The 21,627-nt window shown below is 68.7% G+C and carries 25 protein-coding genes and 1 pseudogene; 5 read left to right on the forward strand and 21 right to left on the reverse strand.

Annotated features, from left to right (window positions below):
• Positions 1–34: 34 nt before the first annotated feature.
• Complete coding sequence (locus tag FN976_RS14865; protein ID WP_145893828.1) at positions 35–628, forward strand: DUF2889 domain-containing protein; 594 nt, start codon at positions 35–37, stop codon at positions 626–628.
• Here FN976_RS14865 and FN976_RS14870 read toward each other — a convergent pair.
• From FN976_RS14870 to FN976_RS14925, 12 genes and pseudogenes are all read right to left on the reverse strand, one after another.
• On the reverse strand, positions 612–1,994 hold the full coding sequence (locus FN976_RS14870; RefSeq protein WP_145893829.1) for an MATE family efflux transporter: 1,383 nt from the start codon (positions 1,992–1,994) through the stop codon (positions 612–614). The two genes, FN976_RS14865 and FN976_RS14870, sit on opposite strands and share 17 nt — an antisense overlap.
• Positions 1,995–2,122: 128 nt before the next feature.
• Complete coding sequence (locus FN976_RS14875; protein ID WP_145893830.1) at positions 2,123–3,403, reverse strand: RNA polymerase sigma factor; 1,281 nt, start codon at positions 3,401–3,403, stop codon at positions 2,123–2,125.
• 6 nt (positions 3,404–3,409) lie between these two features.
• Positions 3,410–3,823, reverse strand: coding sequence for a VOC family protein (locus tag FN976_RS14880; RefSeq protein WP_186510913.1), 414 nt, complete (start codon positions 3,821–3,823; stop codon positions 3,410–3,412).
• Positions 3,824–3,854: 31 nt separating this feature from the next.
• Entirely contained in the window at positions 3,855–4,382 is a 528-nt protein-coding gene (locus FN976_RS14885; RefSeq protein ID WP_145893832.1) for an SRPBCC family protein, read from the reverse strand.
• Between the two features lie 7 nt (positions 4,383–4,389).
• Positions 4,390–4,815, reverse strand: a complete 426-nt coding sequence (locus FN976_RS14890) for a YciI family protein (RefSeq protein ID WP_145893833.1) — start codon at positions 4,813–4,815, stop codon at positions 4,390–4,392.
• A gap of 92 nt (positions 4,816–4,907) precedes the next feature.
• Complete coding sequence (locus tag FN976_RS14895) at positions 4,908–5,264, reverse strand: YciI family protein (protein ID WP_145893834.1); 357 nt, start codon at positions 5,262–5,264, stop codon at positions 4,908–4,910.
• A gap of 14 nt (positions 5,265–5,278) precedes the next feature.
• Positions 5,279–5,737 (reverse strand): hypothetical protein, encoded by a 459-nt coding sequence (locus FN976_RS14900; protein ID WP_145893835.1) that lies wholly within the window; start codon positions 5,735–5,737, stop codon positions 5,279–5,281.
• 50 nt (positions 5,738–5,787) lie between these two features.
• A complete protein-coding gene (locus FN976_RS14905; protein WP_145893836.1) occupies positions 5,788–6,324 on the reverse strand; it encodes an OsmC family protein in 537 nt (178 codons plus the stop codon).
• The gene (locus FN976_RS14910) at positions 6,321–7,520 is read right to left on the reverse strand and encodes a vanadium-dependent haloperoxidase (protein ID WP_145893837.1); all 1,200 of its coding nucleotides are present in this window, start codon (positions 7,518–7,520) and stop codon (positions 6,321–6,323) included. Before FN976_RS14910 ends, FN976_RS14905 begins: the two co-directional genes overlap by 4 nt.
• Positions 7,521–7,524: 4 nt before the next feature.
• Positions 7,525–8,355, reverse strand: a pseudogene (locus FN976_RS29490) (alpha/beta fold hydrolase).
• Between the two features lie 9 nt (positions 8,356–8,364).
• A complete protein-coding gene (locus FN976_RS14920) occupies positions 8,365–8,904 on the reverse strand; it encodes a DUF3455 domain-containing protein (RefSeq protein ID WP_145893838.1) in 540 nt (179 codons plus the stop codon).
• Entirely contained in the window at positions 8,901–9,746 is an 846-nt protein-coding gene (locus tag FN976_RS14925) for a class I SAM-dependent methyltransferase (RefSeq protein ID WP_145893839.1), read from the reverse strand. The genes FN976_RS14920 and FN976_RS14925 overlap by 4 nt, the downstream gene beginning before the upstream one ends.
• A 206-nt stretch (positions 9,747–9,952) precedes the next feature.
• Between FN976_RS14925 and FN976_RS14930 the strand changes: the two genes are divergently transcribed.
• The 3 genes from FN976_RS14930 (at position 9,953) to FN976_RS14940 (ending at position 13,245) form a co-directional block, all read left to right on the forward strand.
• The gene (locus FN976_RS14930; RefSeq protein ID WP_186510914.1) at positions 9,953–10,570 is read left to right on the forward strand and encodes a response regulator transcription factor; all 618 of its coding nucleotides are present in this window, start codon (positions 9,953–9,955) and stop codon (positions 10,568–10,570) included.
• Positions 10,567–12,318, forward strand: coding sequence for a hybrid sensor histidine kinase/response regulator (locus tag FN976_RS14935; RefSeq protein WP_145893841.1), 1,752 nt, complete (start codon positions 10,567–10,569; stop codon positions 12,316–12,318). The genes FN976_RS14930 and FN976_RS14935 overlap by 4 nt, the downstream gene beginning before the upstream one ends.
• Positions 12,319–12,396: 78 nt before the next feature.
• On the forward strand, positions 12,397–13,245 hold the full coding sequence (locus FN976_RS14940) for a helix-turn-helix transcriptional regulator (protein ID WP_145893842.1): 849 nt from the start codon (positions 12,397–12,399) through the stop codon (positions 13,243–13,245).
• Here FN976_RS14940 and FN976_RS14945 read toward each other — a convergent pair.
• A complete protein-coding gene (locus tag FN976_RS14945) occupies positions 13,242–14,039 on the reverse strand; it encodes an IclR family transcriptional regulator (protein WP_186510915.1) in 798 nt (265 codons plus the stop codon). The two genes, FN976_RS14940 and FN976_RS14945, sit on opposite strands and share 4 nt — an antisense overlap.
• 152 nt (positions 14,040–14,191) lie before the next feature.
• On the opposite strand from FN976_RS14945, the gene FN976_RS14950 reads away from it, so the two are divergent.
• Entirely contained in the window at positions 14,192–15,154 is a 963-nt protein-coding gene (locus tag FN976_RS14950) for a tripartite tricarboxylate transporter substrate binding protein (protein WP_145893844.1), read from the forward strand.
• Positions 15,155–15,166: 12 nt separating this feature from the next.
• On the opposite strand, the gene FN976_RS14955 is transcribed toward FN976_RS14950, so the two are convergent.
• The 8 genes from FN976_RS14955 to FN976_RS14990 all read right to left on the reverse strand — a co-directional run bounded on the left by FN976_RS14955 (position 15,167) and on the right by FN976_RS14990 (position 21,618).
• Positions 15,167–15,994: an SDR family oxidoreductase gene (locus FN976_RS14955; protein WP_145893845.1), complete on the reverse strand. Its 828-nt coding sequence runs from the start codon at positions 15,992–15,994 to the stop codon at positions 15,167–15,169.
• A 108-nt stretch (positions 15,995–16,102) separates the two neighbouring features.
• Positions 16,103–16,870: an enoyl-CoA hydratase gene (locus FN976_RS14960; protein WP_145893846.1), complete on the reverse strand. Its 768-nt coding sequence runs from the start codon at positions 16,868–16,870 to the stop codon at positions 16,103–16,105.
• Entirely contained in the window at positions 16,867–17,457 is a 591-nt protein-coding gene (locus FN976_RS14965) for a 2-hydroxychromene-2-carboxylate isomerase (protein ID WP_145893847.1), read from the reverse strand. The genes FN976_RS14960 and FN976_RS14965 overlap by 4 nt, the downstream gene beginning before the upstream one ends.
• Positions 17,457–18,194 (reverse strand): SDR family oxidoreductase, encoded by a 738-nt coding sequence (locus FN976_RS14970; protein ID WP_145893848.1) that lies wholly within the window; start codon positions 18,192–18,194, stop codon positions 17,457–17,459. Before FN976_RS14970 ends, FN976_RS14965 begins: the two co-directional genes overlap by 1 nt.
• A 4-nt stretch (positions 18,195–18,198) precedes the next feature.
• The gene (locus FN976_RS14975; RefSeq protein WP_145893849.1) at positions 18,199–19,011 is read right to left on the reverse strand and encodes an acyl-CoA thioesterase; all 813 of its coding nucleotides are present in this window, start codon (positions 19,009–19,011) and stop codon (positions 18,199–18,201) included.
• Positions 19,008–19,871, reverse strand: a complete 864-nt coding sequence (locus FN976_RS14980) for an alpha/beta hydrolase family protein (RefSeq protein ID WP_145893850.1) — start codon at positions 19,869–19,871, stop codon at positions 19,008–19,010. The genes FN976_RS14975 and FN976_RS14980 overlap by 4 nt, the downstream gene beginning before the upstream one ends.
• Before the next feature lie 131 nt (positions 19,872–20,002).
• Positions 20,003–21,208: an acetyl-CoA C-acyltransferase gene (locus FN976_RS14985; RefSeq protein ID WP_145893851.1), complete on the reverse strand. Its 1,206-nt coding sequence runs from the start codon at positions 21,206–21,208 to the stop codon at positions 20,003–20,005.
• Positions 21,205–21,618, reverse strand: coding sequence for an endonuclease domain-containing protein (locus tag FN976_RS14990; RefSeq protein ID WP_145893852.1), 414 nt, complete (start codon positions 21,616–21,618; stop codon positions 21,205–21,207). Before FN976_RS14990 ends, FN976_RS14985 begins: the two co-directional genes overlap by 4 nt.
• Positions 21,619–21,627: the final 9 nt, after the last annotated feature.

Below are 21,627 nucleotides of genomic sequence, written 5' to 3' on the forward strand. Positions count from 1 at the left end.
GTGTTGTAGGAGGCGCGCCGCCTAAAATTGCGGCATGTCCGCCTTGCCCTCCTCGCTGCCCGCCCCGCAGCCGCGCCGCCCCATCCACACCCGCCGCATCGCCTTCGAAGGCTTCCTGCGCGAAGACGGCCTGTGGGACCTCGATTGCGAGCTGGTGGACACGAAAGCCGAGGACGTGCAGATGCACGAGAAAGGCCTGCTGCCGGCGGGCGAGCCCGTGCACCACATGCGCATCCGCGTCACGGTCGACGACGGGCTGACGATTCGCGACATCCAGACCGTGACGCAGTCGGCGCCTTTCGGCGAATGCCAGAACGCCGCCGATGCGCCCATGCGCAAGCTGGTGGGCCTGACCATGGGCCCGGGCTGGCGCAAGGCGATCGAGGGGGCCATCGGCGGCACAGCCGGTTGTACACATTTGCGCGAGTTGATCTTCAACGCCGCGACCGCTGCCTTCCAGATGATCCCGGGTTACAAGGCGCGCAAGGAGCGCGTGCCCGGCGCCCCGCGGCCCATTCCGGAGAAGCCGCCCTTCTTCATGGGGCAGTGCATGGCGTGGGCCTTCGACGGCCCGGTGGTGCAGCGCGTCGCTCCGCACTTCTATCGCGGCGTCAAGAAGTCCGACTGAGTCCCGCGTTCGCTGCGACGGGGGCCGCACGCGGACCCCATGAGGTCAGGTGCACACCGAGGGCGGTGACGCCGCCATAAAGCACCATGGCAGCACCCACCAGGCCGAACAGCGACCACAACCCGGCGCCCGCGGCCGCCAGCGCATGCCCGGCGCCCAGCACGAAAGCGAAGCGCAGGACCGAAGCCGTCACCGGCGCCACGACGTTGCCCGCGCCTTGCGCCGCGAAGTACAACGTGAGGCCGAGCCCGAAGAAGCCGAACCCCGGCCCGGCCCAGCGCAGGTAGCTGCGCGCCTGCTCCAGCACGGCCGGGTCGCTGCTGAACATCGCGGCCCACAAGTCGGGCGCGGCCATGAACAGCAGCCCGACGCTTCCCAGCAATGCCGCCGACAGGCCGGCCGCTGCCCAGGCGACTTGCCGGGCGCGCGCCACTTGCCCCGCGCCCATGGCCATGCCGACCATCGGCACGGCCGCCACGCCGACGGCGAAGGCGATGGGCACCAGCAGGAACTCGAGGCGCGAACCGACGGCGTAACCCGCCAGCGCGTCGTTGCCATGCGCGGCCACCAGCGACGTGACGACCAGCACGGTGCCGATCGTCAGGATCGGCGAGAGGCAGGCCAGCGCGCCCACCCGCAGGATGTCCTTGAACAGCGCCCACTGCAGCGGGATGCCGCGCAGCTTGAGCCGGATGCGCGAAGGTCCGCGCCGCACGTACCACCACAGCACCGCCGCCGCACCGTAGTAGGCAATGACCTGTCCGAGGGCCACCCCGGGCATGCCCAGGCGCGGCACGCCCGCCAACCCCAGGCCCAGGACGGCGCCCAGGATCACCTGCACGATGGCAACCGCCAGGATGCCGCCCGAGGGGATGCGCATGTTGCCCGTGCCGCGGGCGACCGAGATCAGCGTGTTGAACAGCCAGATGGCGGGCGTGGCCGCGAAGACCCAGAGGCCGTACTCCACCGCGACCGCGAGCACGTCGCCGCGGCCGCCCAGCGCATGGAAGATGGCGGCGCCCGACGCCCACAGCAGCAGCGTGAACCCCAGCCCGGCGGCGAGCCCGATGCACACCGCATGCAGCGCCAAGGCCTGCGCGCGCGCCGGCTGGCCCGCGCCCAGCGCCCGGGCGATGGCGGACGAGACGCCACCCCCCATGGCGCCCGCGGAGAACATCTGCATCAGCATCACCAGCGGGAACACCAACGCCATGGCGGCCAGCGCGGTCTTGCCGAGCAGGCCGACGTAGACGGTCTCACCGATCCCGACGGCGGTGGCCGCGGCCATCGCGAAGACGTTCGGGATGGCGAGGCGGACCAGCGTTGGCAGGATGGGGCCGTGGAGGAGGTCGGGGGGAGTGGACATGGAAAATTCGTCATTCCCGCGGAGGCGGGAATCCAGGGCTCCCGGATTGAAGACAGGAGCTCTGGATTCCCGCCCGCGCGGGAATGACGGGATTGAATCAGGAACCGAAAGCCCCTGCGGTGCGCTTTTCAGTTCCGCGCTGCAGTCATGGCGTCGGCGCGCGCGGTGAGCAGCTCGCGTTCGCGCGCGTTGCCGGCCAACTGCGCGGCGCGCAGGAACTCCTCCCGCGCCTCGGCATGGCGCCCCAGCTTGGCGAGCAGGTCGCCGCGCACGCTGGGCAGCCACTGGTAGTTGCGCAACGACTTGTCGCCCTGCAACGCATCGATGATCTCGAGCCCGGCCGCCGGGCCGAAGGCCATTCCCACGGCAACGGCGCGATTCAGTTCGACGACGGGCGAAGGCGCGACCTGCGCCAGCGCGTCGTAGAGCGCCGCGATGCGCTGCCAGTCCGTCTGCTCCGCGGTCGGCGCGCGGGCGTGGCAAGCGGCGATGGCCGCCTGCAGCGCATAGATGCCGAGCGTCCCGCCCAGCGCCTCGGCCCGTTCCAGCGCCGCGAGCCCGCGCCGGATCAGCAGGTGGTCCCAGCGGCCGCGGTCCTGGTCCGTCAGCAGGATGGGCCGGCCCTGCGCGTCGGTGCGCGCGGCGAGGCGCGACGACTGCAACTCCATCAGTGCCACCAGCCCATGCACTTCCGACGCCTGCGGCGCGATCTCGGCCAGCATGCGGCCGAGCCGCACCGCTTCCTGCGCCAGCGCTGGCCGCATCCAGTCCTCGCCCGCCGTCGCCGTGTAGCCTTCATTGAAGACGAGGTAGATGACTTCCAGCACCGAGGCCAGCCGCTCCGCCAGGTCGGGTCCGCGCGGCACTTCGTAGGGCACGCGGGCCTCGCTCAGGGTGCGCTTGGCGCGCACGATGCGCTGCGCGATCGTCGCCTCTGGCACCAGGTAGGCGCGCGCAATCTCGTGCGTCGTCAGGCCACCCAGCAGCTTCAGGGTGAGGGCCACGCGCGCTTCGGTCGACAGGATCGGATGGCAGGCCGTGAAGATCAGCCGCAGCAGGTCATCGCCGATGTCGTCCTGGCGCGCCGCGTCCAGCGCATCGACGAAGTCAGGCACGACGAGCGCCTCCTGCGCTTCGAGGTCCAGGCCGAGTTCCTCGAGCTTCTCGCCCTGCATCTTGCGGTGCCGCAGGTGATCGAGCGCGCGCCGCTTGCCGGTGGTCATCAGCCAGGCGCCCGGCTTGTCGGGCACGCCTTCGCGCGGCCAGTGTTCCAGCGCCGCCACCAGGGCGTCCTGCGCGAGCTCCTCCGCCACCCCGATGTCGCGGGTCATGCGCGCGATGGTGGCGACGATCTTCGCGGATTCGATCCGCCAGACCGCCGCGATCGCCTGGTGGGTGGCGGAGTGCATGGCCGGTCACATCTGCGGAGGCGTGGCGGCAGGATCCATGTACATCACTTCCCAGATGTGGCCATCCAGGTCCTCGAAACCGTGCTGGTACATGAAGCCGTGGTCATTCGAAGTACCGTGCGGCTTGCCGCCGGCCGCCACCGCCTTCTTCACCATGTCGTCCACCTCGGCGCGGCTTTCGCACGACAGGCAGATCAGCACCTCGGTGGTCTTGGTGGCGTCGGCGATCGACTTCTTGATGAAGGACTGGAAGAACGGTTCGACCAGCAGCATGGCGTAGTTGCTGCCCTCGCTGATGACCATGCAGGCCCCCTGCTCGTTGGTGAACTGCGGGTTGAACGTGAAGCCCAGCTTGCCGAAGAAGGCTTGCGACTTCTCCATGTTCTTGATGGGCAGGTTGACGAAGATCTGGCGTGCCATGATGTTTTGTTCCTTGGTGGCGTTGGGTGGTTCAGGCGCGTTCGGCGCGCGCCTTCAGGTCGGCCAGGCCCGCTTCGAAATCTCGGCCGATCATCTTGTCCATGTTGAAGACCAGGCCCACCAGCTTGCCGATGTAGGGGCTGGGGCCGTGCATCGCCCACGTGACTTCGGTCTCCTTCCCCTGCGGGACCAGGCTGAATTCGATCACGTTGTGGCCTTCCATCGGCTCGCGCATGTCGAGCTTCATGGTGATCTTTTCCGGCGTGGAGCCGGTGATCTCCACGCTGCCCTTGCCGACCTGGCCGTTGCCGTCGAAGTCGTAGGCCGCGCCCGGGCCGGCGGCCGGGCCGCGGTACGTGCCCTTGATGCTGGGGTCCTTCTTGACGAAGGGGCTCCAGCTGTTCATCTGCTGGACGTTGTTGATCCATGCGTGGATGGTGGCCGGCGGCGCCGCGATGCGCACGCTGCGCTGCACGCGGAAGGTGTCGGGGCGGAACGCGGCAGCGATCAGCACGAGGCCGATGCCGGCGACGGCGATGAGGGCGATGGTCTTGAGCATGGCGGCCTCACTTCATCCCGAGTTCGCGGAATTTCTCGATCTCGCTGTCGGAAGCGATGCCCTGGAAGTCCTCCATGTCGTACAGCTGCCGGACTTCGATCTCGGCCGGCTGGTCGAAGCCCACCGGGTTCGGGAAGCGGCGCGTCCACTCCAGCGCCTCCTCGCGGGAGCGCACCTGGATCAGCGTGTAGCCGGCGATCAGTTCCTTTGATTCGGCGAAGGGCCCGTCGACCACGGTGCGTTTTCCATCCGGCGCGTAGCGGATGCGCCAGCCCTTGCTGCTGGGGTGCAGGCCGGATCCGTCCAGCAGGACGCCGGCCTTGGCCAGGTCTTCGTGGTAGACGCGCATGGCCTCGAACATCTTGTCGCTGTCCTCGGGCCAGCGTCCGGCCTCGCTGTCGGGCGTGGCCTTGACGATGATCATGAATCGCATGGTGGCTCTCCTTGTGGTGTGCGGCTTCTACCTGCACGACGAAGGAGACCGGGCGGAATCGACGAGATGCCGATCGGAGAAAACCCGTAAGACTATACGTAGCAGGGCGCCGTTTCGCGCACTTCGACCGTCGCCCATTCCGCGGCCGGGCAGCGCCTGGCGATCGCCAGCGCCTCCTCGCGCGTCTTGACGTTCAGGAGATAGAAGCCACCGACCATTTCCTTGGCCTCGGCGAACGGCCCATCGACCACGGAAGCCTTGCCGCCACGGACCTGCACGCGCGTGGCCCCGGCGTCCTGGTTGGCCAACGACTCGACAGCCAGCAGCACGTCCTGCGTGCGCAGCTCGTCGCCGAAGCGGACCATGCGTTCGAACACTGCTTCCCCTTCGGCGCGGCTGCGCGTGGCGCGCTGGCCGAGGGGCTCGTGGATGAGGAGCATGTAGGGCATGCGCCGGATGATAGCTAGGCTGCGGATCCTTCGCGCCGCAGGCGTGTCAGCAGGGTCAGCAGTTCGCGCAGTTCCTCGACCGCCGCTTCCAGCTCGACCAGGCCATAGCCCTGTTGCTGCTTCTCGCCGCCCGCCAGGGTGACGACGCTCACGACGTTGCCGCTGCGCGCGTCCGGGACCCAGCGGCCGCCCGCGTTGTCGTTGCGTACCAGCGGCGAGGCCTTGCAGCGCTCGATCCAGGCCTGGTAGCCGCCCCGCAGCTCACCGATCGGCATGCCACGCACCTGCGTCTGCAGGCGCTCCAGCTTCGCGATGAAACTCGAAGGCTCCGCGCTGTCCATCGGCAGGCCCAGATGCAGGTCCAGCCGTGCCAGCGCGAACATGCCCAGGCCCAGCAGCATGGCCGCGGCCCGCTCCGGTGGCTCCGTGCGGGCCAGCAGGTCGCTGGAAATCTCGTGGTCGTACACGCTCAAGGAGGTCCTTCCAAAGTCCTGGAAGGATTGTCCGCCCACCGAAAGAAACACTATGTGACATTTGCCGCGTGCGCCGCGGTTTCGACTTCCACTGACACCGCGACTGCACGCTTCAGCGCATCCCCGACCGGCGAATGGGACTCGGCCCAGTCGACGATCGCGTGCAATTGTTCCGCCGGCACGCCATCGGCGGCGATGCGCACACGCACGCGCATGTCCAACGGCCCGGGCCAGCCGCCCTCGGCGCCGCCGAGCATCACGCGGTTGTCGGAGCGGCTCTCCACGGTCACCTCGAGCTGCGTGAGCGTCACACCGAGCTGCGCCGCGCGCAACGCGATCATGGTGGCGTCGCAAGTCGCGAGCGCGGCGCGCAGGAACCAGCCCGACGTGGGAGCCGATGCGCCGCCGCCCAAAGGCACCGGCATGTCGGTGACCAGCACCGCGCCGTTCGGTCCCTCGGCGCGGCAGCGCAGCCCCTGCTCCACGACAGCAGTGGCGGGTCGGTCGTTGCCGACCGCCTGCTCGGGATGCTGGGCATAGTGCTGCAGCACCCCGGCCAGGCCTTGCCGGATGGCTTGCTGCGTCACTGCGCCACCGCGGCCACGGCCGCCGCGCCGAAGTGCTTGCGCACCGCGGCTTCGCCCACCTTGCGGCCCATCGCCAGGCCGGCGTCGGTCGAGAAGCGATAGTGGATGCCTTCATAGACGCGGGCCTGCGCCACTTCATTCATGAAGTCGTCGATGCGGGTCCAGCGGCGCGTGACGCCCTTGGCGCTGGGGCTGGTGGTGCTGAGCGCCGGCACGGCCGCGCCGAGCGTTTCCGCCTTCAGCACGGTGCCGACGGCGGCGGCCAGGATGCTGTGCGCGCTGGGGTACTCGGGGTGCAGCGGCGCGTCGATCAAAGGCGCCCAGCCGGCGTCGCGCTCGGTGGCGTCGTTGCCGTCGGCGTCGCCATTGCGGATGGCCGTGATGGGGCGCCAGAAGTTGTAGTGGTACTTGGAATCCCAGACGGCGATCATCGCGTCGTCCATCGCCTGCGCTGCCGCGGCGAACAGGCGCGCGTTCTGCAGCACGTCACGGCCGGGCGCCTGGGCGACGGAGCGCACCACGCCGTTGTAGATGGGCGGCAGCGAGAACTCCCAGAAGCGGCCGATCTCGGTCTGCTCCGCGTTCCGCACGGTGCTCGTGCGGCTGCCGAAGGTCTTCACTTCGTTGAAATCGCGCGCCCATTCGGGGCTGGTCAGCGCGGGCGGCGGCGGCGCGCGGAACTGGTCGGGCTTGGCCAGCACCCAGGTCTTGCGCTGCGGCCATTGCGGCACCGCCGGGACCGCGGTCGGCACGTAGGCGCCGGGCGCGGTCGCCGGGCGATAGCGCTCGGCAGCGGTTGCGCCATCGTCGGCACGCGCGGCCAGCACGGCGGCGGCGGCCTTCTCGCCGGCCTCGATGCCCGCCACCTTGGCGGGGCCATCGGCGATGGCGGCCAGCGCCGCCTGGTAGGCGGTGCCGACGGCGGCCTCCTGCGCCGGCATCAGCTTCGCCAGGGTCGCCCGGTGCGCGGCGGCCACGGCGGCGTCGGCGGAAGCACCCGGCGCGCGGTTGTTCAGCGCGTCGAACACGGCGGTCTGCACGATGGCGGAGATGCGGATGGCCGGCGGCGTGCCCAGGCGCGCCTCGATCATCCAGTCCCCCGTGCGGGTGTTCCAGTCGGTCACGGCGTCGGCTTGCGCGCCGTGGAAGGTGGCCAGCAGCGAGGCAGCCAAGGCAATGCGGGAGAGAGTTTTCATGATTTCAGTGGTCCAGGGGTTGGTCAAGTTGATGAAGGAAATGGGCGATGGCGGCGTTCACCGGTTCGGGGTCCGTCACCGGACCCATGTGGCCGAGGCCGGCGAACTCCTGCCGTTTCAGGTTGGGCAGGTGGCGCGCGAGCACGCGCAGCACACCGAGCGCGGAAGCCGTCGTGCGCGAGCCCGACAGGCACAGCACCGGGATGTGCAACGCGCGCAGGTCGTTGGCGGGTATCCGCGAGCGGAACAGCGCGTGCTCCCAGCGCCGCACGTGGACGATGCTGGCCGCGAGTGAACGCTTCTGCTCCTCGCGCATGGCGTCCCAGGTGCCGGTGCCGCTCCAGTAGTCGAAGAAGGCGCGCGCGGCCGCTTCCGTGTCGTGCCGGTCCAGCGCGTCCGACGCGGCAGCACAGGCGTTGCGGATGCCGTCGGCCGCGTTTGGCGGCGCCGACTCCTCGTCGAGCAGCGCGAACAGCGTGGGCTCGTACAGCACCAGCGCGCGCACCCGCTTCGGATGCCGCAGCGCTGCCAGCAGCGCGACCGCCGCGCCCTAGGAGTGGCCGACGACGACGGCCGGTTCATCGGAGACCGCCAGCAGCGGCTCGATGAGTTCCAGCTCGTCCTGCAGCCGGATCACCCGGTCCGAATGCCAGTCTGGGCTGCGGCCGGAGCCGTACAGGTCCGGGGCCAGCACCCGATAGCGCGGCGCCAGGCGGTCCATCAGGCCGCGCCACTGCCCCGAGCTGCCCGCGTTGCAATGCAGGCACAGCACCGGCGGGCCTTCGCCCTGGATGCGCACGTGCGGCTGGGCGCGCGGATTCTTCGAAAGCAGCATGGCGTGGCTTTACCGGCTGAAGAAGTAGTAGTCGGCCGTGTAGGCGACACGCGCCTGGCGGCCCAGCGTCGCGGATCCGCAGCCGTCGCGCGGCGCGATGCCGCCGACCGTGTTCACGCGCTGGATGCTGGTGACCTTGCTGAACTCGCCCGCAGGGCCGACCGGGCGGGCGCCCAGCAGCAACCAGGGGATGGCGTCCGCGGCCGGCGCGTCGGCGCGTTCCCGCACCGCCGCCACCACCTTGCTGCCGTCCAGCGCTTCCCAGTGCGGGCCGCCGTAGTGCTTGCCGATGCGCACGCCGCGGCGGTCGAACAGCTCCGCCTCGGGCGCCACGAACGCCCACTCGGCCTGGCCGGCGGCGCCGGCCTTGGCGCGGCATTCGTAGATCTGCACGCCCTTGGCCGGGACGACGTGGCTGATGGTCTCGCCCGCGGGTTGCAGCTTGGCGGGCACCGTGGCGAGCGGCGCCTCGAGTGCCGTGGTGGCACAGCCGGCGGCGACCAGCGCGGCGAACGCGGCGCTCCAGTGGAAGAAGTGCGCGCGCTTCATTTCAGGGTCACCACGACTTCGAGGTACTCGGCCGGCACGACCAGCGAGGCCGGGCCGCCGCGGTTGGCGGCTTCCAGCAGCGTCACCAGGTCTTCATGCAGCTTGGTCTGCGCCGCGGGCTGCAGCGCGGCGAAGGCCTTGTGCGTCGGGCCGTAGAAGGTGCGGAAGACGGCGATCCAGTGCTCGGCCGACTGGTAGCGCATCATGAAGTTGCGGCGCGTGCACTGCACGTCGCCATGGGCGGCGAACAGTTCGCCGATGCGCGCCTCGTCGCCCCATTGCATGGGCGAACGCAGGCCGGCCGGCGGCGGCACATGCTTGCCGATGGTCTTGAACAGGTCGCCCAGGAAGCCCGAGGGCGTCCAGCTGGCCAGGCCGATGCGGCCGCCGGAGCGCACCACGCGCACCAGTTCGGCGGCGCTGCGCTCGGCCTGCGGCGCGAACATCACGCCGAAGGTGGAGAGCGCGGCGTCGAACACGTCGTTGCCGAAGGGCAGCGCCTCGGCGTCGGCCGGCAGGAAGGTGACGTCCAGACCTTCGGCGCGAGCGCGGGCTTCGCCCTTTTCGAGCAGCGCGGGCACGTAGTCGGTGGACGTGACGCGGGCGAAGCGGCGCGCCGCCGCGAGCGTGGCGTTGCCGTTGCCGGCGGCGACGTCGAGCACCAGCTCGCCGGCGCGGATGTCCGCGGCTTCGGCGAGGTTCTCGCCGACGATCTGCAGCGTGGTGCCGACGACGGCGAAGTCGCCGCTGGCCCAGGTGGCCTGCTGCTTCTGCTTGATGGCGGCGAAATCGGGGTTGGCGGTCGCCGTGGTGTTTGCCGTGGGGGTGGCGGTCTGGGACATGAAAGCCTCCGTTGGTTAAGGTGACCGCGATTGTTGAAAGGAAGCGACGTTGCGGCCTTCTCTGCGCGTCGCCCGCTCTTGACCGAAAGTCCAGGCGGGGCGCGGTCTGTGCATTCCTTGGCGGGTGCATGACCAATTTCACCCTCGGGGCGGTTGTGACAAAAGTCCGATCTCGCTACGCTCGCGCCATGGCGATCGAACCTGGAATGCAAGCTGCCGAAAGCGGCGTCACTTTCATCATTGCGGATGACCACAACCTGGTCCGCGACGGGCTGAAGCTGATGGTCTCGGGCATGCTGCCCCACGTGCGCTTCCTGGAGGCGGACGATGCGGATTCGCTGGAGCGTGCGGCCAACGCGCCGCAGGTGAAGCTGGCCCTGGTGGACCTCAACATGCCCGGGATGGACCGTGGCGCGCGCCTGGCGCAGTTGGCCCGCACCCATCCGCGGTTGCCGCTGGTGTGCATCTCGGCCCTGACCTCCCCCGATGTGGTGCGGCGCACGCTCGAGATCCCCACCGTGCACGCCTTCGTGCCCAAGAGCGCGACGGCCGACCACATGCGCGTGGCGATCGACGCCGCGCTGCAGGGCATCAAGCTGATGTTCGTGCAGCCGGCCGAGGCGCAGGCCGCGGCCGAGATCGGGCTGTCGCCGCGGCTGGAGGAAGTGCGCGCGCTGCTGAAGCAGGGCATGACCAACAAGCGCATCGCGCAGAAGCTGAACATCAGCGAGGGCACGGTCAAGAACTACATGACCGAGATCTTCCGCGCGCTGAACGTTTCGAACCGCACGCAGGCCGCTCAATACGACCCCGATATCACGTGAGCAGTGTCCTCGACCACCGGCCCGACCCGGAGGACGGCACCCACACGCCGGCCAACTACCTGATCTTCCGCGCCACCGACCTGCTCGGGGCGCTGCTGTACATGACGGTGCTGCCGTGGTGGCAGCCCTTCACCTGGTTCTGCATCTGCGCCTTCACCGGCACGCTGCGTTACTGGCACGCCACGCGCCCGTGGTTCGCGGCGCTGCCCCAGGCGCAGCGGCGCGGCGCTTACCGCTTCTACACCTGGGTGCACACGGGCGCCATCGGCGGCGCCGCGTATTTCTGCTTCGTGTCCGGCAACATGCTGATGCTCACGCTGCTGGGCGTCCACCTGTTCGGCGCGGCGACGGTGGCCGCTTTGCGGCTCTCCGCCGACTTCCTGCGCAACGCCGTGGCGGTGACGCTGATCATCGCGCCCACGGCACTGCGCTGCATCGCCGAGGGCGTGATGCAGCACAACACGCTGCTGTTCCTGATGGGCATCGGCGGGTTCTTCATGATCGCCACGGTCGTCATGGCCTCCCGCTTCCACGAGCGCACGCTCGACCAGCAGTTCGAGCAGCGCCGCCGCGCGGAACGCGCCGCCGATGCGATGGCCGGCGTGGGTCTCACGAAGTCGCGCTTCTTCGCCGCGGTCAGCCACGACCTGCGCCAGCCCGTCCACGCCATCGGCCTGTACCTCGACCCGCTGGTGCGCATGAGCGCCGCCAGCGGCGACAAGGACGCGCAACGCGCGGTCGAAGGCATCCGCCTGAGCTGGAAGGCGCTGGACGGCCTGCTCTCGCAGGTGCTCGACCTCACGCGGATGGACGCCGGCGTGCTGCAGCCACGCATGGAGTCGGTCGACCTGGGCCAGGTGGTGCGCAGCCTGATCCTGCAGCACAGTGCGGTGGCCGAACGCGCCGGGGTGCGCCTGATCGCGCTGGCCGAGGACGAGCGCTATGCGTTGGCCGACGAACTGATGCTGAAGCGCGTGGTGTCGAACCTGATCGACAACGCCATCAAGTTCTCGCCGCGCGGCGGCTCGGTGGTGGTCGCGGTGCGGCGCGCGGAAAGCGGCTGGCGACTGCAGGTGCGCGATGCGGGCAAGGGCATCCCGCTCGATGCCCAGGGGAAGATCTTCGAAGAGTTCGTGCAGATCGACAACGACGCGCGCAACCGCCAGCAGGGCTACGGCCTCGGCCTCGCGATCTCGCGCCGCTTCACCAACCTGATGGAGGGCAGCCTGCTGGTGCGCTCCGAGCCGGGCCGGGGCTGCTGCATGACCGTGCTGCTGCAGCAGGCCACCGTGGCGCCGAACGCGCGCGACCTGGCATCGTCCGCGCTCGACACGATGCCCGCGCCGGAGTCCATTTCCGGCGCGATGCCGCTGGAAATGCCGGACACCGGCACCGGCCTGCCGCCGCGCGACATCCTGATCGTCGAGGACGACCTGCTGGTCGCCAGTGCCATGCGGCAGTTGCTCCAGTCCTGGGGCCAGCGCGTGACGCACGTGGAGAATGCCGCCGACGCGATGTCGAATTCCGCGAAGACCGACGTCGCGATCTGCGACGTGCGGTTGCCGCGCGGCGAGTCGGGCCTGGATGTCGCGCTGCAACTGCGCCTGCGCGGCAAGCAGGTCCTGCTGATCACGGGCGAGACCGACTCGGGCTTGCGCCGCGCCGCAACCGAACATGGCCTGCCGTTGCTGGTGAAACCCGTCTCGAGCGCCCGTTTGCTGGGCGCGCTGCGTGAACTAGTGCACTGATGTGACTTTGGTCATGGTCCGTCCGGGCCTATGGCATCTGTGGCCCAGCCAGTGGGTGCGGCACAGTCGCCACCCACCATGAACCACGACACCCTCTCCGACCTCCTGCGCACCGTGCGGCTCCAAAGCGCGGCCTTCGAAGTGATCGCGGACCCCGCGCACGCTTGCGACACTCCGTGCGGCGGCCCGCTGCTCATGGCGATGGTGCTGCGCGGCGAAGCGCTGGCCACCGTGGAGGGTGAGGCAGACGTGCTGCTGCGCACCGGCGACCTGGTGCTGGCGCCGCGAGGGGGCGTGCGCATCACGCCGCAGCCGGGGGGGACGCTGGTGCGTGGCTGCCTGCAGCACGACGCGCAGGCGGCCCGCCTGCTGATCGAATCGTGGCCACGTCTGCTCCACCTGCCGGCGGCGCGCTGCAGCCCGTGGATGGCGCGTTTGGCCGGCGAGGCCGCGCGCGGCTGCGGCAGCCAGCCGGCGGGCAGCGACGTGGTGCTCGTCCGGTTGGCCGAAGCACTGCTGGCGGAGACGGTGCGGCTCTATTTCGAGGAACTGCCGGACGGTGCCAAGGGCTGGCTGGCCGGCCTGCGCGACCGCTATGTGTCACGAGCACTGGCGGCGATGCACGACAGCCCGGCGCACCCGTGGACCGTGGAGGAACTGGGCCATCGCGTCGGCCTCTCGCGTTCCGCGCTGCACGACCGCTTCAACCAGGCGCTGGGCCAGCCGCCCAACCAGTACCTGGCGCGCTGGCGCATCCAGCTCGGCTCGCGCATGTTGCTGGAGACGCGGCGCCCCGTGGCTTCCATTGCGGAAGACGTCGGCTACGAGTCGGAAGCCGCGTTCTCCCGCGCCTTCAAGCGGATGATCGGGCAGCCGCCGGCTTCGTGGCGGCGCGACCAGGTCGCGCGGGAGATGGTCGCCAGCTAAGCCTGCGCAGCCTGGAACCGCAGCCCCTGTTCGATGCGGCGCGCCGCCTGCGCGACGCGCGGGCCCAGCTCCTCGTACATCCGCTCCCGCGTCAGCACGTTGGTCGGGCCGCCGACATTGATCGCATAGGGCTCGGCGCCATGGCCCGGGTCGATCGACGCACCGACGGCATTGATGTCCGACTCCCACTCCGCCTCGGAGGTGACGAAGCCCGTGTCCCGCCACTGCTGCGCCGCCCGGTCCAGCGCCGCGGCCCGCGGACCCCAGTCGGCGCCCAGCTTGTCCTGCAATTGCCGGTCGAGTTCCGCGCGCCGGTGCGCGGGCAGCGCGCAAAGGAAGGCGCGGCCCATCGACGTGCTCTCGATCGGGATGCGCGCCCCGACGTCCAGCGAGAGCGTCAGGCGCGCCTGCCCGCGCGCATGCGCGATGTAGACCATCGACAACTGGTGCCGCACGCCCAGTGACACCGCGGCCTGGGACAACTGCGCCAGTTCCTCGAGTTCCGGCCGCGCGATGGCGGCGATCTCCGCGTTGACCAGCACGCGGAAACCCAGCGTGAGGCCTCCGTTGCCCAACCCGTAGCTCCCCTTGGCGCCGTCCTGCCGCAGGTAGCCGAGCGAGACCAGCGTGAACGCGATGCGCGACACCGTCGCCTTGGGCAAGCCGGTACGGCGCGTGATCTCCTGGTGCGTCAGCCAGCGCTCGCCGTAGCGGAATGCTTGCAGCACGTCCAGCCCACGCGCCAGCGCGGCCACGTAGCGCCTGTCTTCGGTGAATCCGCCGCTTGCTGGCATTCCGCCTCCTGGTTCCGATATGCGGAACTGTAGTCGCACAGGCGACCGGCGACGTTGGCATAAACCCGGAGCTCTGTCGAAGCAACCGGGCCCTATAGTCGATTGTCCCGTTTGTTCCGATACGCGAAACCTCATCGTTCAGGAGATCCCACATGCAACGCCGCCAACTCATCCAAGCCGCCGCCGCCAGCGTCGTGGCTTCGCCCTTCGCCGTCTCGGCTCAGACCTTCCCGGCGCGGCCCATCAAGCTGATGATCGGGTTCAGCCCCGGTGGGCCGACCGACATCACGATGCGCCAGCTGGCGGAGAACGCGTCGAAGATCCTCGGCCAGCCGGTCATCATCGAGAACCGGGCCGGCGCTGGCGGCACCCTGGCCGCCGTGGCCCTGCAGAACGCCCAGCCCGATGGCTACACGCTCGCGCAGCTGCCGCTGGGCATCTTCCGGCTGCCGTACACCACCAAGATCAACTGGCACCCCGTCAACGACATCGCCTATGTGCTCAACGTCACGGGCTACGCGTTCGGCATGGTGGTGCCGGCCGATTCGCCGCTGAAGACGTGGACGCACTTCGTCGGCTGGGCCAAGGCCAACCCGGGCAAGCTGTCCTATGCCTCGACCGGCACGCTGAGCAGCCCGCACCTCACCACCGAGCTGATCGCGCAGCACGCCGGCATCCAGCTGCAGCACGTGCCCTACAAGGGCAGCGCGGAGCTCAACCAGGCACTGCTGGGCGGCCACGTGATGGCGGGTTCCGACTCGACCGGCTGGACGCCGCTGGTGCAGGCCGGCAAGCTGCGCATCCTCAACACCTGGGGCGACAAGCGCCTGCCGACTTTCCCGGACGTGCCCACGCTGAAGGAGCTCGGCATCCCGGTGGTGCAGAACTCGCCCTTCGGCTTCGGCGCACCCAAGGGCACCCCGCCCGCCATCGTCAAGCGCCTGCACGACGGCTTCAAGAAGGCGATGGAGGAGCCGAGCTACGTGCAGGCGCTCGCCAAGTACGACATGCTGCCCAACTACATGAGCTCGGACGGCTACCGCAAGTTCGCCGAGGAAACCTTCAAGCGCGAGAAGGCGCTGATCGACCGGCTGGGGCTGGCGAAGCCGGCTTGAGGACGCCGGACCTCAGTCCACGAAAAAGTCGGGGATGAACTTCTTCGTCCCCGGCTTCACCGAATACTTCTCCAGGTCGGTCACGCCATGCTGCGCCAGCAGCGTGTCGTCGATGAAGAAGTTGCCGGTGGTGGTGCTCGGGCTGGTGAGGATGAAGTACGCGGCGTCGGACAGGATCTCCGGCTTGCGGCACATGTTGATGTCCACGCCCGGGATCATCTGCAGCGCTGCCGTGTGGATCGCCGTGCGCGGCCACAGGCTGTTGACCGCAATGCCGAACTTCCTGAACTCGCCCGCGTGGCCCAGCGTGCACATGCTCATGCCGTACTTGGCCATGGAGTACGCCGTGTGCGAAGAAAACCAGTGCTCCTTCATCGACAGCGGCGGCGACATGGTCAGCACGTGCGGATTCCGGCCGGCGGCGGCGGACTTCTTCAGTTCCGGCAGGCAGGCGTAGGTGCACAGGTAGGTGCCGCGCGCGTTCACGCCGTTCATCAGGTCGAACCGCTTCATCGGCGTGTTCTCGGTGTCGGTGAGGCTGATGGCGCTGGCGTTGTTGACCAGGATGTCGATGCCGCCGAACGCCTCGACGGCCTGGCGCACGGCGTCGAGCACGTTGGCCTCTTCGCGGATGTCGACCTGGAGCGGCAAGGCCTTGCCGCCGGCGGCTTCGATCTCCTTGGCGGCGCTATAGATCGTGCCGGGCAGCTTCGGGTTGGTTTCCGTCGTCTTGGCGGCGATGACGATGTTGGCGCCATCGGCAGCCGCGCGCTTGGCGATGGCCAGGCCGATGCCGCGGGAGGCGCCGGTGATGAAGAGGGTTTTGCCTTTGAGGGACATGGTTGCTCCTGAACTGCCGTCATTCCTGCGCAGGCAGGAATCCAGGCGTTGACGAGGCACCCTGCATCGGATGCCCCTGGATCCCTGCCTCCGCAGGGATGACGATCCTCACACCTTCGAGAAATCCGGCTTCCGCTTCTCCATGAACGCCGTGAACGCCTCCTTCGCGGCGGGCTCGCCGAGCATGCGGCGGAAGCTCGCACCCTCGTCGGCCATCTGCTGCGCCACCTCCTGCTGCTGGCCCTTCTTCATCAGGCGCTTGGTTTCCACCAGGGCCGAGATCGGCTTGGCGGCCAGCTTGCGCGCCTGCGCCTGCGCATAGTTGTTGGCTTCGGTCGGCGGCAGCACACGATTGACGAGGCCGACCTCGAGCGCGGCTTCGGCCATGAAGGGCTCGCCCAGCAGCAGCGCTTCGGCCGCGCGGTGATAGCCCAGCATCCTGGGCAGCAGGAAGCTCGACGCGGCTTCCGGGCACAGGCCCAGGTTCACGAACGGCATGGAGAAGGCCGCGTTGTCGCCGGCATAGACCAGGTCGCAATGCAGCAGCATGGTCGTGCCGACGCCCACCGCCGGACCGCACACCGCTGCCAGCAACGGTTTGGGGAAAGTGGCGATGCCGTGCAGGAATCGGAACACCGGTGAGTTTTCGCCCGAAGGCGGCTTGTTCAGGAAGTCGCCGATGTCATTGCCGGCCGAGAACACCGTCTCGTGGCCCTGCAGCACGACCACGCGCACGGCGGCATCTTCCTGCGCGGCGGCCAGGCTGTCGGCCATGGCGCCGTACATCGCAGAGGTGATGGAGTTCTTGCGCTCCAGCCGGTTCAGCGTGATGGTCATCACGCCGGCTTCGATGTGGGTCAGGATGTCAGTGGTCATTGCAAAGCCTCTTTCACGAAATCGAGTCGGTCCTGGCCCCAATACATGCGGCCATCGATGAAGAAGGTGGGCGCGCCGAAGACGCCGCGCGCGACGGCCTCCGCGGTGTCCGCCTTCAGCTTGTCCTTCACTTCCTGCTCCGCCGTCAGCGCCAGCAGTTCCTGCGGGTTGAATCCCGCGGCCTGCAGCACGCCGCCCACGGTGGCGGGGTCGCCCATGTTCTTGCCGTCGACCCAGATCGCCTTGTAGACCGCGTCGCCGTAAGGCAGCAGCTTCGCCGGGTCGCGCAACTGCAGGCCGGTGGCGCCGCGCATCAGCATCAACGTGTTGATGGGGAAGTGCGGGTTGTGCGCGAACTGCACGCCGTAGCGCGTGGCGAAGCGCTGCAGGTCGTCCAGCATGTACTTGCCCTTGGCCGGCACTTCCATCGGCGACTTGTTGCCGGTGGACTGGAAGACACCGCCGAGGAGGAAGGGCTTGTAGTTGACCGTGGCCCCGGTTTCCGCGGCGATGCGTGGCATCTGGGTCCAGGCGAGATAGGCAGCGGGGCTGCCGAAATCGAAATAAAAGTCGACCGGCTTTGCCATCAGAACTTCTCCATATAGGGCCGCAAATCCAGCTCGTGTGTCCACGCATCGCGCGGTTGCGAATGCAGCATCCAGTAGTTCTCGGCGATGTGGTCCGGGTTGAGGATGCCGTCCTGCGACTTCAACGCATAGCGCTCCGGAAAGTTCTCGCGGATGAACTCGGTGTCGATCGCACCATCGATGATGGTATGCGCCACGTGGATGCCCCGCGGACCCAGCTCGCGCGCCATGCTTTGCGCCAGCGCCCGCAGCGCGTGCTTGGCGCCTGCGAAAGCGGCGAAATTGGCGGCGCCGCGCAGCGAAGCCGTGGCGCCCGTGAAGATGATGGTGCCCTTGCCGCGCGTCACCATGCGCTTCGCGGCTTCGCGGCCATTCAGGAAGCCGCCCAGGCAGGCCATCTCCCAGATCTTGAAGTATTTGCGCGCGGTCTCGTCGAGGATGCTCGAAGGTACGTTGGCGCCGATATTGAACACCATCACCTCGACCGGGCCGATGTCCTTCTCGACCTGTTCGAAGAAGGCGACAACCTCCTCCTCCTTGCGCGCGTCGGTGGGGAAGCCATGGGCCGTGCCGCCGGCCGCGCGGATCTCTTCCAGCAGCGGCTGCAGCTTGTCGAGGCTGCGGCGCGTGGCACAGACGGTGTAGCCGCCGCGCGCGAAGCGCTTGGCGATGGCCCCACCAGTCGCGTCGCCCGCACCCACCACCACGGCGACAGGCGCCCTGGCATCGTTGCTCATCGCGCTACTCCTTGTAGTAGACGACTTGTGTCGTCGTCGCCAGCAGCTCGCCGGCCTCGTTCCAGAGCTGGCCGGTGTGGTCGAAGTAGCCGTTGCGGAAACCCTGGCCTTTGGCCTGGAGCAGCAGGAAGCTGGTGCCCGTCTGCGCCAGCACCGCGCTGTCGGCATGGAAGTACACCGTCATCGTGACGGTGCCGATCGGCGTCTGGGTGGCCCGGCGCAGCCAGATGCGCGGAAAGAAGTTGTCGGCCAATGCGGCGAGCGAAGCGAAGTCCAGCGGCCGCAGCGGTTCGTCGCGCACCCAGAGGCGGGTCACGCTCTCATCGGCGCCCTGGCCTTCCCACTTGCGCGGCACCATGCCTTCGAGAAAGCGCATGTCGTAGCGGTGCAGCCATTCGACGCCTTTGCGCGGTGTGCGCGGAACGTCGAGCGGCCGCGGGACCTCGGGCATGACGGCTTCGTGGCCGCTCCAGGTTTCGCGGCGCACGGCCGTGAGCGCGGTGCCCGTGGCCACAACCTCGCCGTTCTGCAGCAGCTCGATGATCCAGTGCTGGGTCGACCGGTTGGTGCGGGCCGGCCGCGCCTTGGCGGTGAAGGGGCCGTCCGCCAGAGCCGCGGCGAAATTCACGGTGAAGGCCACCGGCTCACCCAGGCGCTGCGGGTGCAGCAGCACGGCGTTGAGCGTCTGTGCCGCCGTGATCCCGCCATAGGGGCCGATGAAGTTGGCGTAGCCCGGATGCGTGTGTCCCAGGAATTCCCCATCGCCCTGCGGCACAAGGGCGATGGCCTGGTCGAAGGGATGCGACGCTTCGCTCATGCGGCCGCAGGTGTCGCGAAGCCGCTCAACCAGCCGGCCATGCGGGGCCAGAGCTTGGTTTCCTGGTTGCTGCGGAACGGGCCGAAGTGGCCGATGCGGCGCATTTCGAGCTCCTGTGGCGCGATGCGTTGCACGCTGCGCGGCGCGTTCTCGTACAGGTCGATCAGCGTGTGCGTGCCGCGCAGCGTCATCAGCTCGTCGTCGGTGATGGACAGCGCGAGCACCGGGAACCTGGCGCGCGCGTAGGCCTGGCGCGCCGGCTCGCCTTCGGCGCCGACGCTGTACTTCGGGTCCAGGCACCACTTGCGCCATTGCATGATCACGCCCGCCGGCAGGTCGCCTACCTTGCGCAGCTTCTTGCCGGGGAAGTAGCCGCACAGCTTGGTCGCGAGCGGCACCAGGAAGAACCAGAAGTACGGAACGATGCGCTTCAATTGCGGCGCGTTGTCGCGCCAGTAGCCGCTGCCCGCCGCGATGCTGAGCAGTCCGCTGACCTTTTCCTGGTTGGCGAGGAAGCCGGGGAGCTGCGCGCCCAGGCTGTGGCCCAGCAGGTAGAGAGGCTTGTGCGGCGAGGCCGCGTGCGCGTGGTCGATGGCGGCTTCGTAGTCGCGCGTCCAGTCGAACAGGTCGGCCTTGAAGCCGCGCAGGTTCCGCGGTGCGGATTCGCCGGAGCCGCGGTAGTCGAAGGTGGTCACGCGCCAGCCCTGCTGCGACAGCCATTCCGCGAACGGCGCGTAGTAGTCCTGCCGCACGCCCATGGCGCCGCCGATGACGACGTTGCCCTGGCTGTCGCCGGCCGGTTCGTAGACGCGCGCCGCGAGAGGGGCGCCGTCGGCCGCGTTCAGTGTCACAGCTTTCATGCTCGTTCTCCTCTTTCTTGGTCTTGCTCCCTCCCCCTCTGGGGGAGGGTTGGGGTGGGGGCACGCGAGGCACCGCGCCGCCCCCAACCCGGCCTTCCCCCAAAGGGGGAAGGAGGAATGGAATTCAACGCTCACATCCGCTCGAAAATCCCCGCGGCCCCCTGCCCCATGCCCACGCACATCGTCACCATGCCGTACTTCAGATTCTTGCGCTTCAGCGCGTGAATGACTGTCGCGGAACGGATAGCCCCGGTGGCGCCCAGGGGATGGCCCAGCGCGATCGCGCCGCCCATCGGGTTGACCTTGCTGGTATCGAGCCCGAGCGTGTTGATCACGGCCAGCGACTGCGCAGCGAAAGCCTCATTCAGCTCGAACCAGTCGATGTCGTCCTGCTTCAGGCCTGCATTGCGCAACGCGACCGGAATGGCCTCGATCGGGCCGATGCCCATGATGTGCGGCGGCACGCCGCGGCTGGCGTAGCTGACAAAGCGCGCCAGCGGCGTGAGGTTGTAGCGCTTGAGCGCGGCTTCGCTCACGATGATGAGCGCGCCCGCGCCGTCCGAAGTCTGCGAGCTGTTGCCCGCCGTCACGCTGCCACGGGCCGCGAACACGGTGCGCAGCTTGGCCAGGCCTTCGACGGTGGTGTCGGGCCGGGCGCCTTCGTCGATGTTGACCTTGCGCGTCTTCACCGACACCTCGGCGGACTCCAGGTCCACCGAACGCTCCGCCACTTCGACCTCGGTCATTTCGTCGGCGAACTCGCCGGCCTTCATCGCGGCGATGGCCTTCATGTGCGAGCGGTAGGCGAATTCGTCCTGCGCCTCGCGGCTCACCTTCCACTGCTGCGCCACCTTCTCCGCGGTCAGGCCCATGCCGTAGGCGATGCCGTAGCTTTCGATGTCGTCGGGGTTGCTGAACACGGTGGGCGAGAGCGACGGCGAGTTGCCCATCATCGGCACCATGCTCATGCTTTCCGTGCCGCCCGCGATCATCACGTCGGCTTCGCCCACGCGGATGCGGTCGGCGGCCATCTGCACCGCGGAAAGACCGGAGGCGCAGAAGCGGTTGACGGTGATGCCGCCGACCGACTTGGGCAGGCCGGCCAACACGGCACCGATGCGCGCCACGTTGAGGCCTTGCGAAGCTTCGGGGATGGCGCAGCCGGCGATGACGTCTTCGACGGCGGCCGGGTCGAGGCCAGGCACTTGCGCCATGGCCGACCGCAGCGCCGTCGCGAGCAGGTCGTCGGGGCGCGTGTTGCGGAAGTAGCCCTTGTGCGAGCGCCCGATGGGCGTGCGGGTGGCGGCGACGATGTAGGCGTCCTGGATTTGCTTCATGTAAGGCTCCTGGGTTTTGCTCCTTCCCCCTCCGGGGGAAGGTTGGGATGGGGGCGCTCGCCCGCCGATCCAAGTTGTTCAAGAATCACTGTCACCACGCCCTCGATATTCACCAGCGGCGCATCCGTGGCAAAGCGCAGGACGTGGAAGCCGTGACCGCGGAAGAATGCATCTCGCTTTGAGTCGTACTGTTGCTTCTCGGCATGCTGCGAACCATCAAGTTCGACGATCAATTTCGGGGCCAGGCAAGCGAAGTCAGCGATGTAGTTGCCGAGCGGGTGTTGTCTGCGGAACTTGACACCCAGTTGCTCACCACGCAGTTTCGACCACAGCCGCCTCTCCGATTCGGTCATGGCGCCGCGCAAAGCGCGAGCGTTGCCGTGTGTGGTGGAAAAGGCCTGGCTTCGCATTCGAGCGCC

Source organism: Caenimonas sedimenti (assembly GCF_007833165.1).
Classification (GTDB): Bacteria; Pseudomonadota; Gammaproteobacteria; order Burkholderiales; family Burkholderiaceae_C; genus Ramlibacter; species Ramlibacter sedimenti.

Coding starts and splice junctions, on each gene's coding strand:
- FN976_RS14865 (WP_145893828.1), top strand. CDS start 35: ATGTCCGCCTTGCCCTCCTCGCTGCCCGCCCCGCAGCCGCGCCGCCCC.
- FN976_RS14890 (WP_145893833.1), bottom strand. CDS start 4,815: ATGCGATTCATGATCATCGTCAAGGCCACGCCCGACAGCGAGGCCGGA.
- FN976_RS14945 (WP_186510915.1), bottom strand. CDS start 14,039: ATGCCAGCAAGCGGCGGATTCACCGAAGACAGGCGCTACGTGGCCGCG.
- FN976_RS14925 (WP_145893839.1), bottom strand. CDS start 9,746: ATGTCCCAGACCGCCACCCCCACGGCAAACACCACGGCGACCGCCAAC.
- FN976_RS14930 (WP_186510914.1), top strand. CDS start 9,953: ATGCAAGCTGCCGAAAGCGGCGTCACTTTCATCATTGCGGATGACCAC.
- FN976_RS14970 (WP_145893848.1), bottom strand. CDS start 18,194: ATGAGCAACGATGCCAGGGCGCCTGTCGCCGTGGTGGTGGGTGCGGGC.
- FN976_RS14895 (WP_145893834.1), bottom strand. CDS start 5,264: ATGCCCTACATGCTCCTCATCCACGAGCCCCTCGGCCAGCGCGCCACG.
- FN976_RS14920 (WP_145893838.1), bottom strand. CDS start 8,904: ATGAAGCGCGCGCACTTCTTCCACTGGAGCGCCGCGTTCGCCGCGCTG.
- FN976_RS14950 (WP_145893844.1), top strand. CDS start 14,192: ATGCAACGCCGCCAACTCATCCAAGCCGCCGCCGCCAGCGTCGTGGCT.
- FN976_RS14910 (WP_145893837.1), bottom strand. CDS start 7,520: ATGAAAACTCTCTCCCGCATTGCCTTGGCTGCCTCGCTGCTGGCCACC.
- FN976_RS14965 (WP_145893847.1), bottom strand. CDS start 17,457: ATGGCAAAGCCGGTCGACTTTTATTTCGATTTCGGCAGCCCCGCTGCC.
- FN976_RS14875 (WP_145893830.1), bottom strand. CDS start 3,403: ATGCACTCCGCCACCCACCAGGCGATCGCGGCGGTCTGGCGGATCGAA.
- FN976_RS14980 (WP_145893850.1), bottom strand. CDS start 19,871: ATGAAAGCTGTGACACTGAACGCGGCCGACGGCGCCCCTCTCGCGGCG.
- FN976_RS14990 (WP_145893852.1), bottom strand. CDS start 21,618: ATGCGAAGCCAGGCCTTTTCCACCACACACGGCAACGCTCGCGCTTTG.
- FN976_RS14955 (WP_145893845.1), bottom strand. CDS start 15,994: ATGTCCCTCAAAGGCAAAACCCTCTTCATCACCGGCGCCTCCCGCGGC.
- FN976_RS14940 (WP_145893842.1), top strand. CDS start 12,397: ATGAACCACGACACCCTCTCCGACCTCCTGCGCACCGTGCGGCTCCAA.
- FN976_RS14960 (WP_145893846.1), bottom strand. CDS start 16,870: ATGACCACTGACATCCTGACCCACATCGAAGCCGGCGTGATGACCATC.
- FN976_RS14870 (WP_145893829.1), bottom strand. CDS start 1,994: ATGTCCACTCCCCCCGACCTCCTCCACGGCCCCATCCTGCCAACGCTG.
- FN976_RS14985 (WP_145893851.1), bottom strand. CDS start 21,208: ATGAAGCAAATCCAGGACGCCTACATCGTCGCCGCCACCCGCACGCCC.
- FN976_RS14975 (WP_145893849.1), bottom strand. CDS start 19,011: ATGAGCGAAGCGTCGCATCCCTTCGACCAGGCCATCGCCCTTGTGCCG.
- FN976_RS14880 (WP_186510913.1), bottom strand. CDS start 3,823: ATGGCACGCCAGATCTTCGTCAACCTGCCCATCAAGAACATGGAGAAG.
- FN976_RS14885 (WP_145893832.1), bottom strand. CDS start 4,382: ATGCTCAAGACCATCGCCCTCATCGCCGTCGCCGGCATCGGCCTCGTG.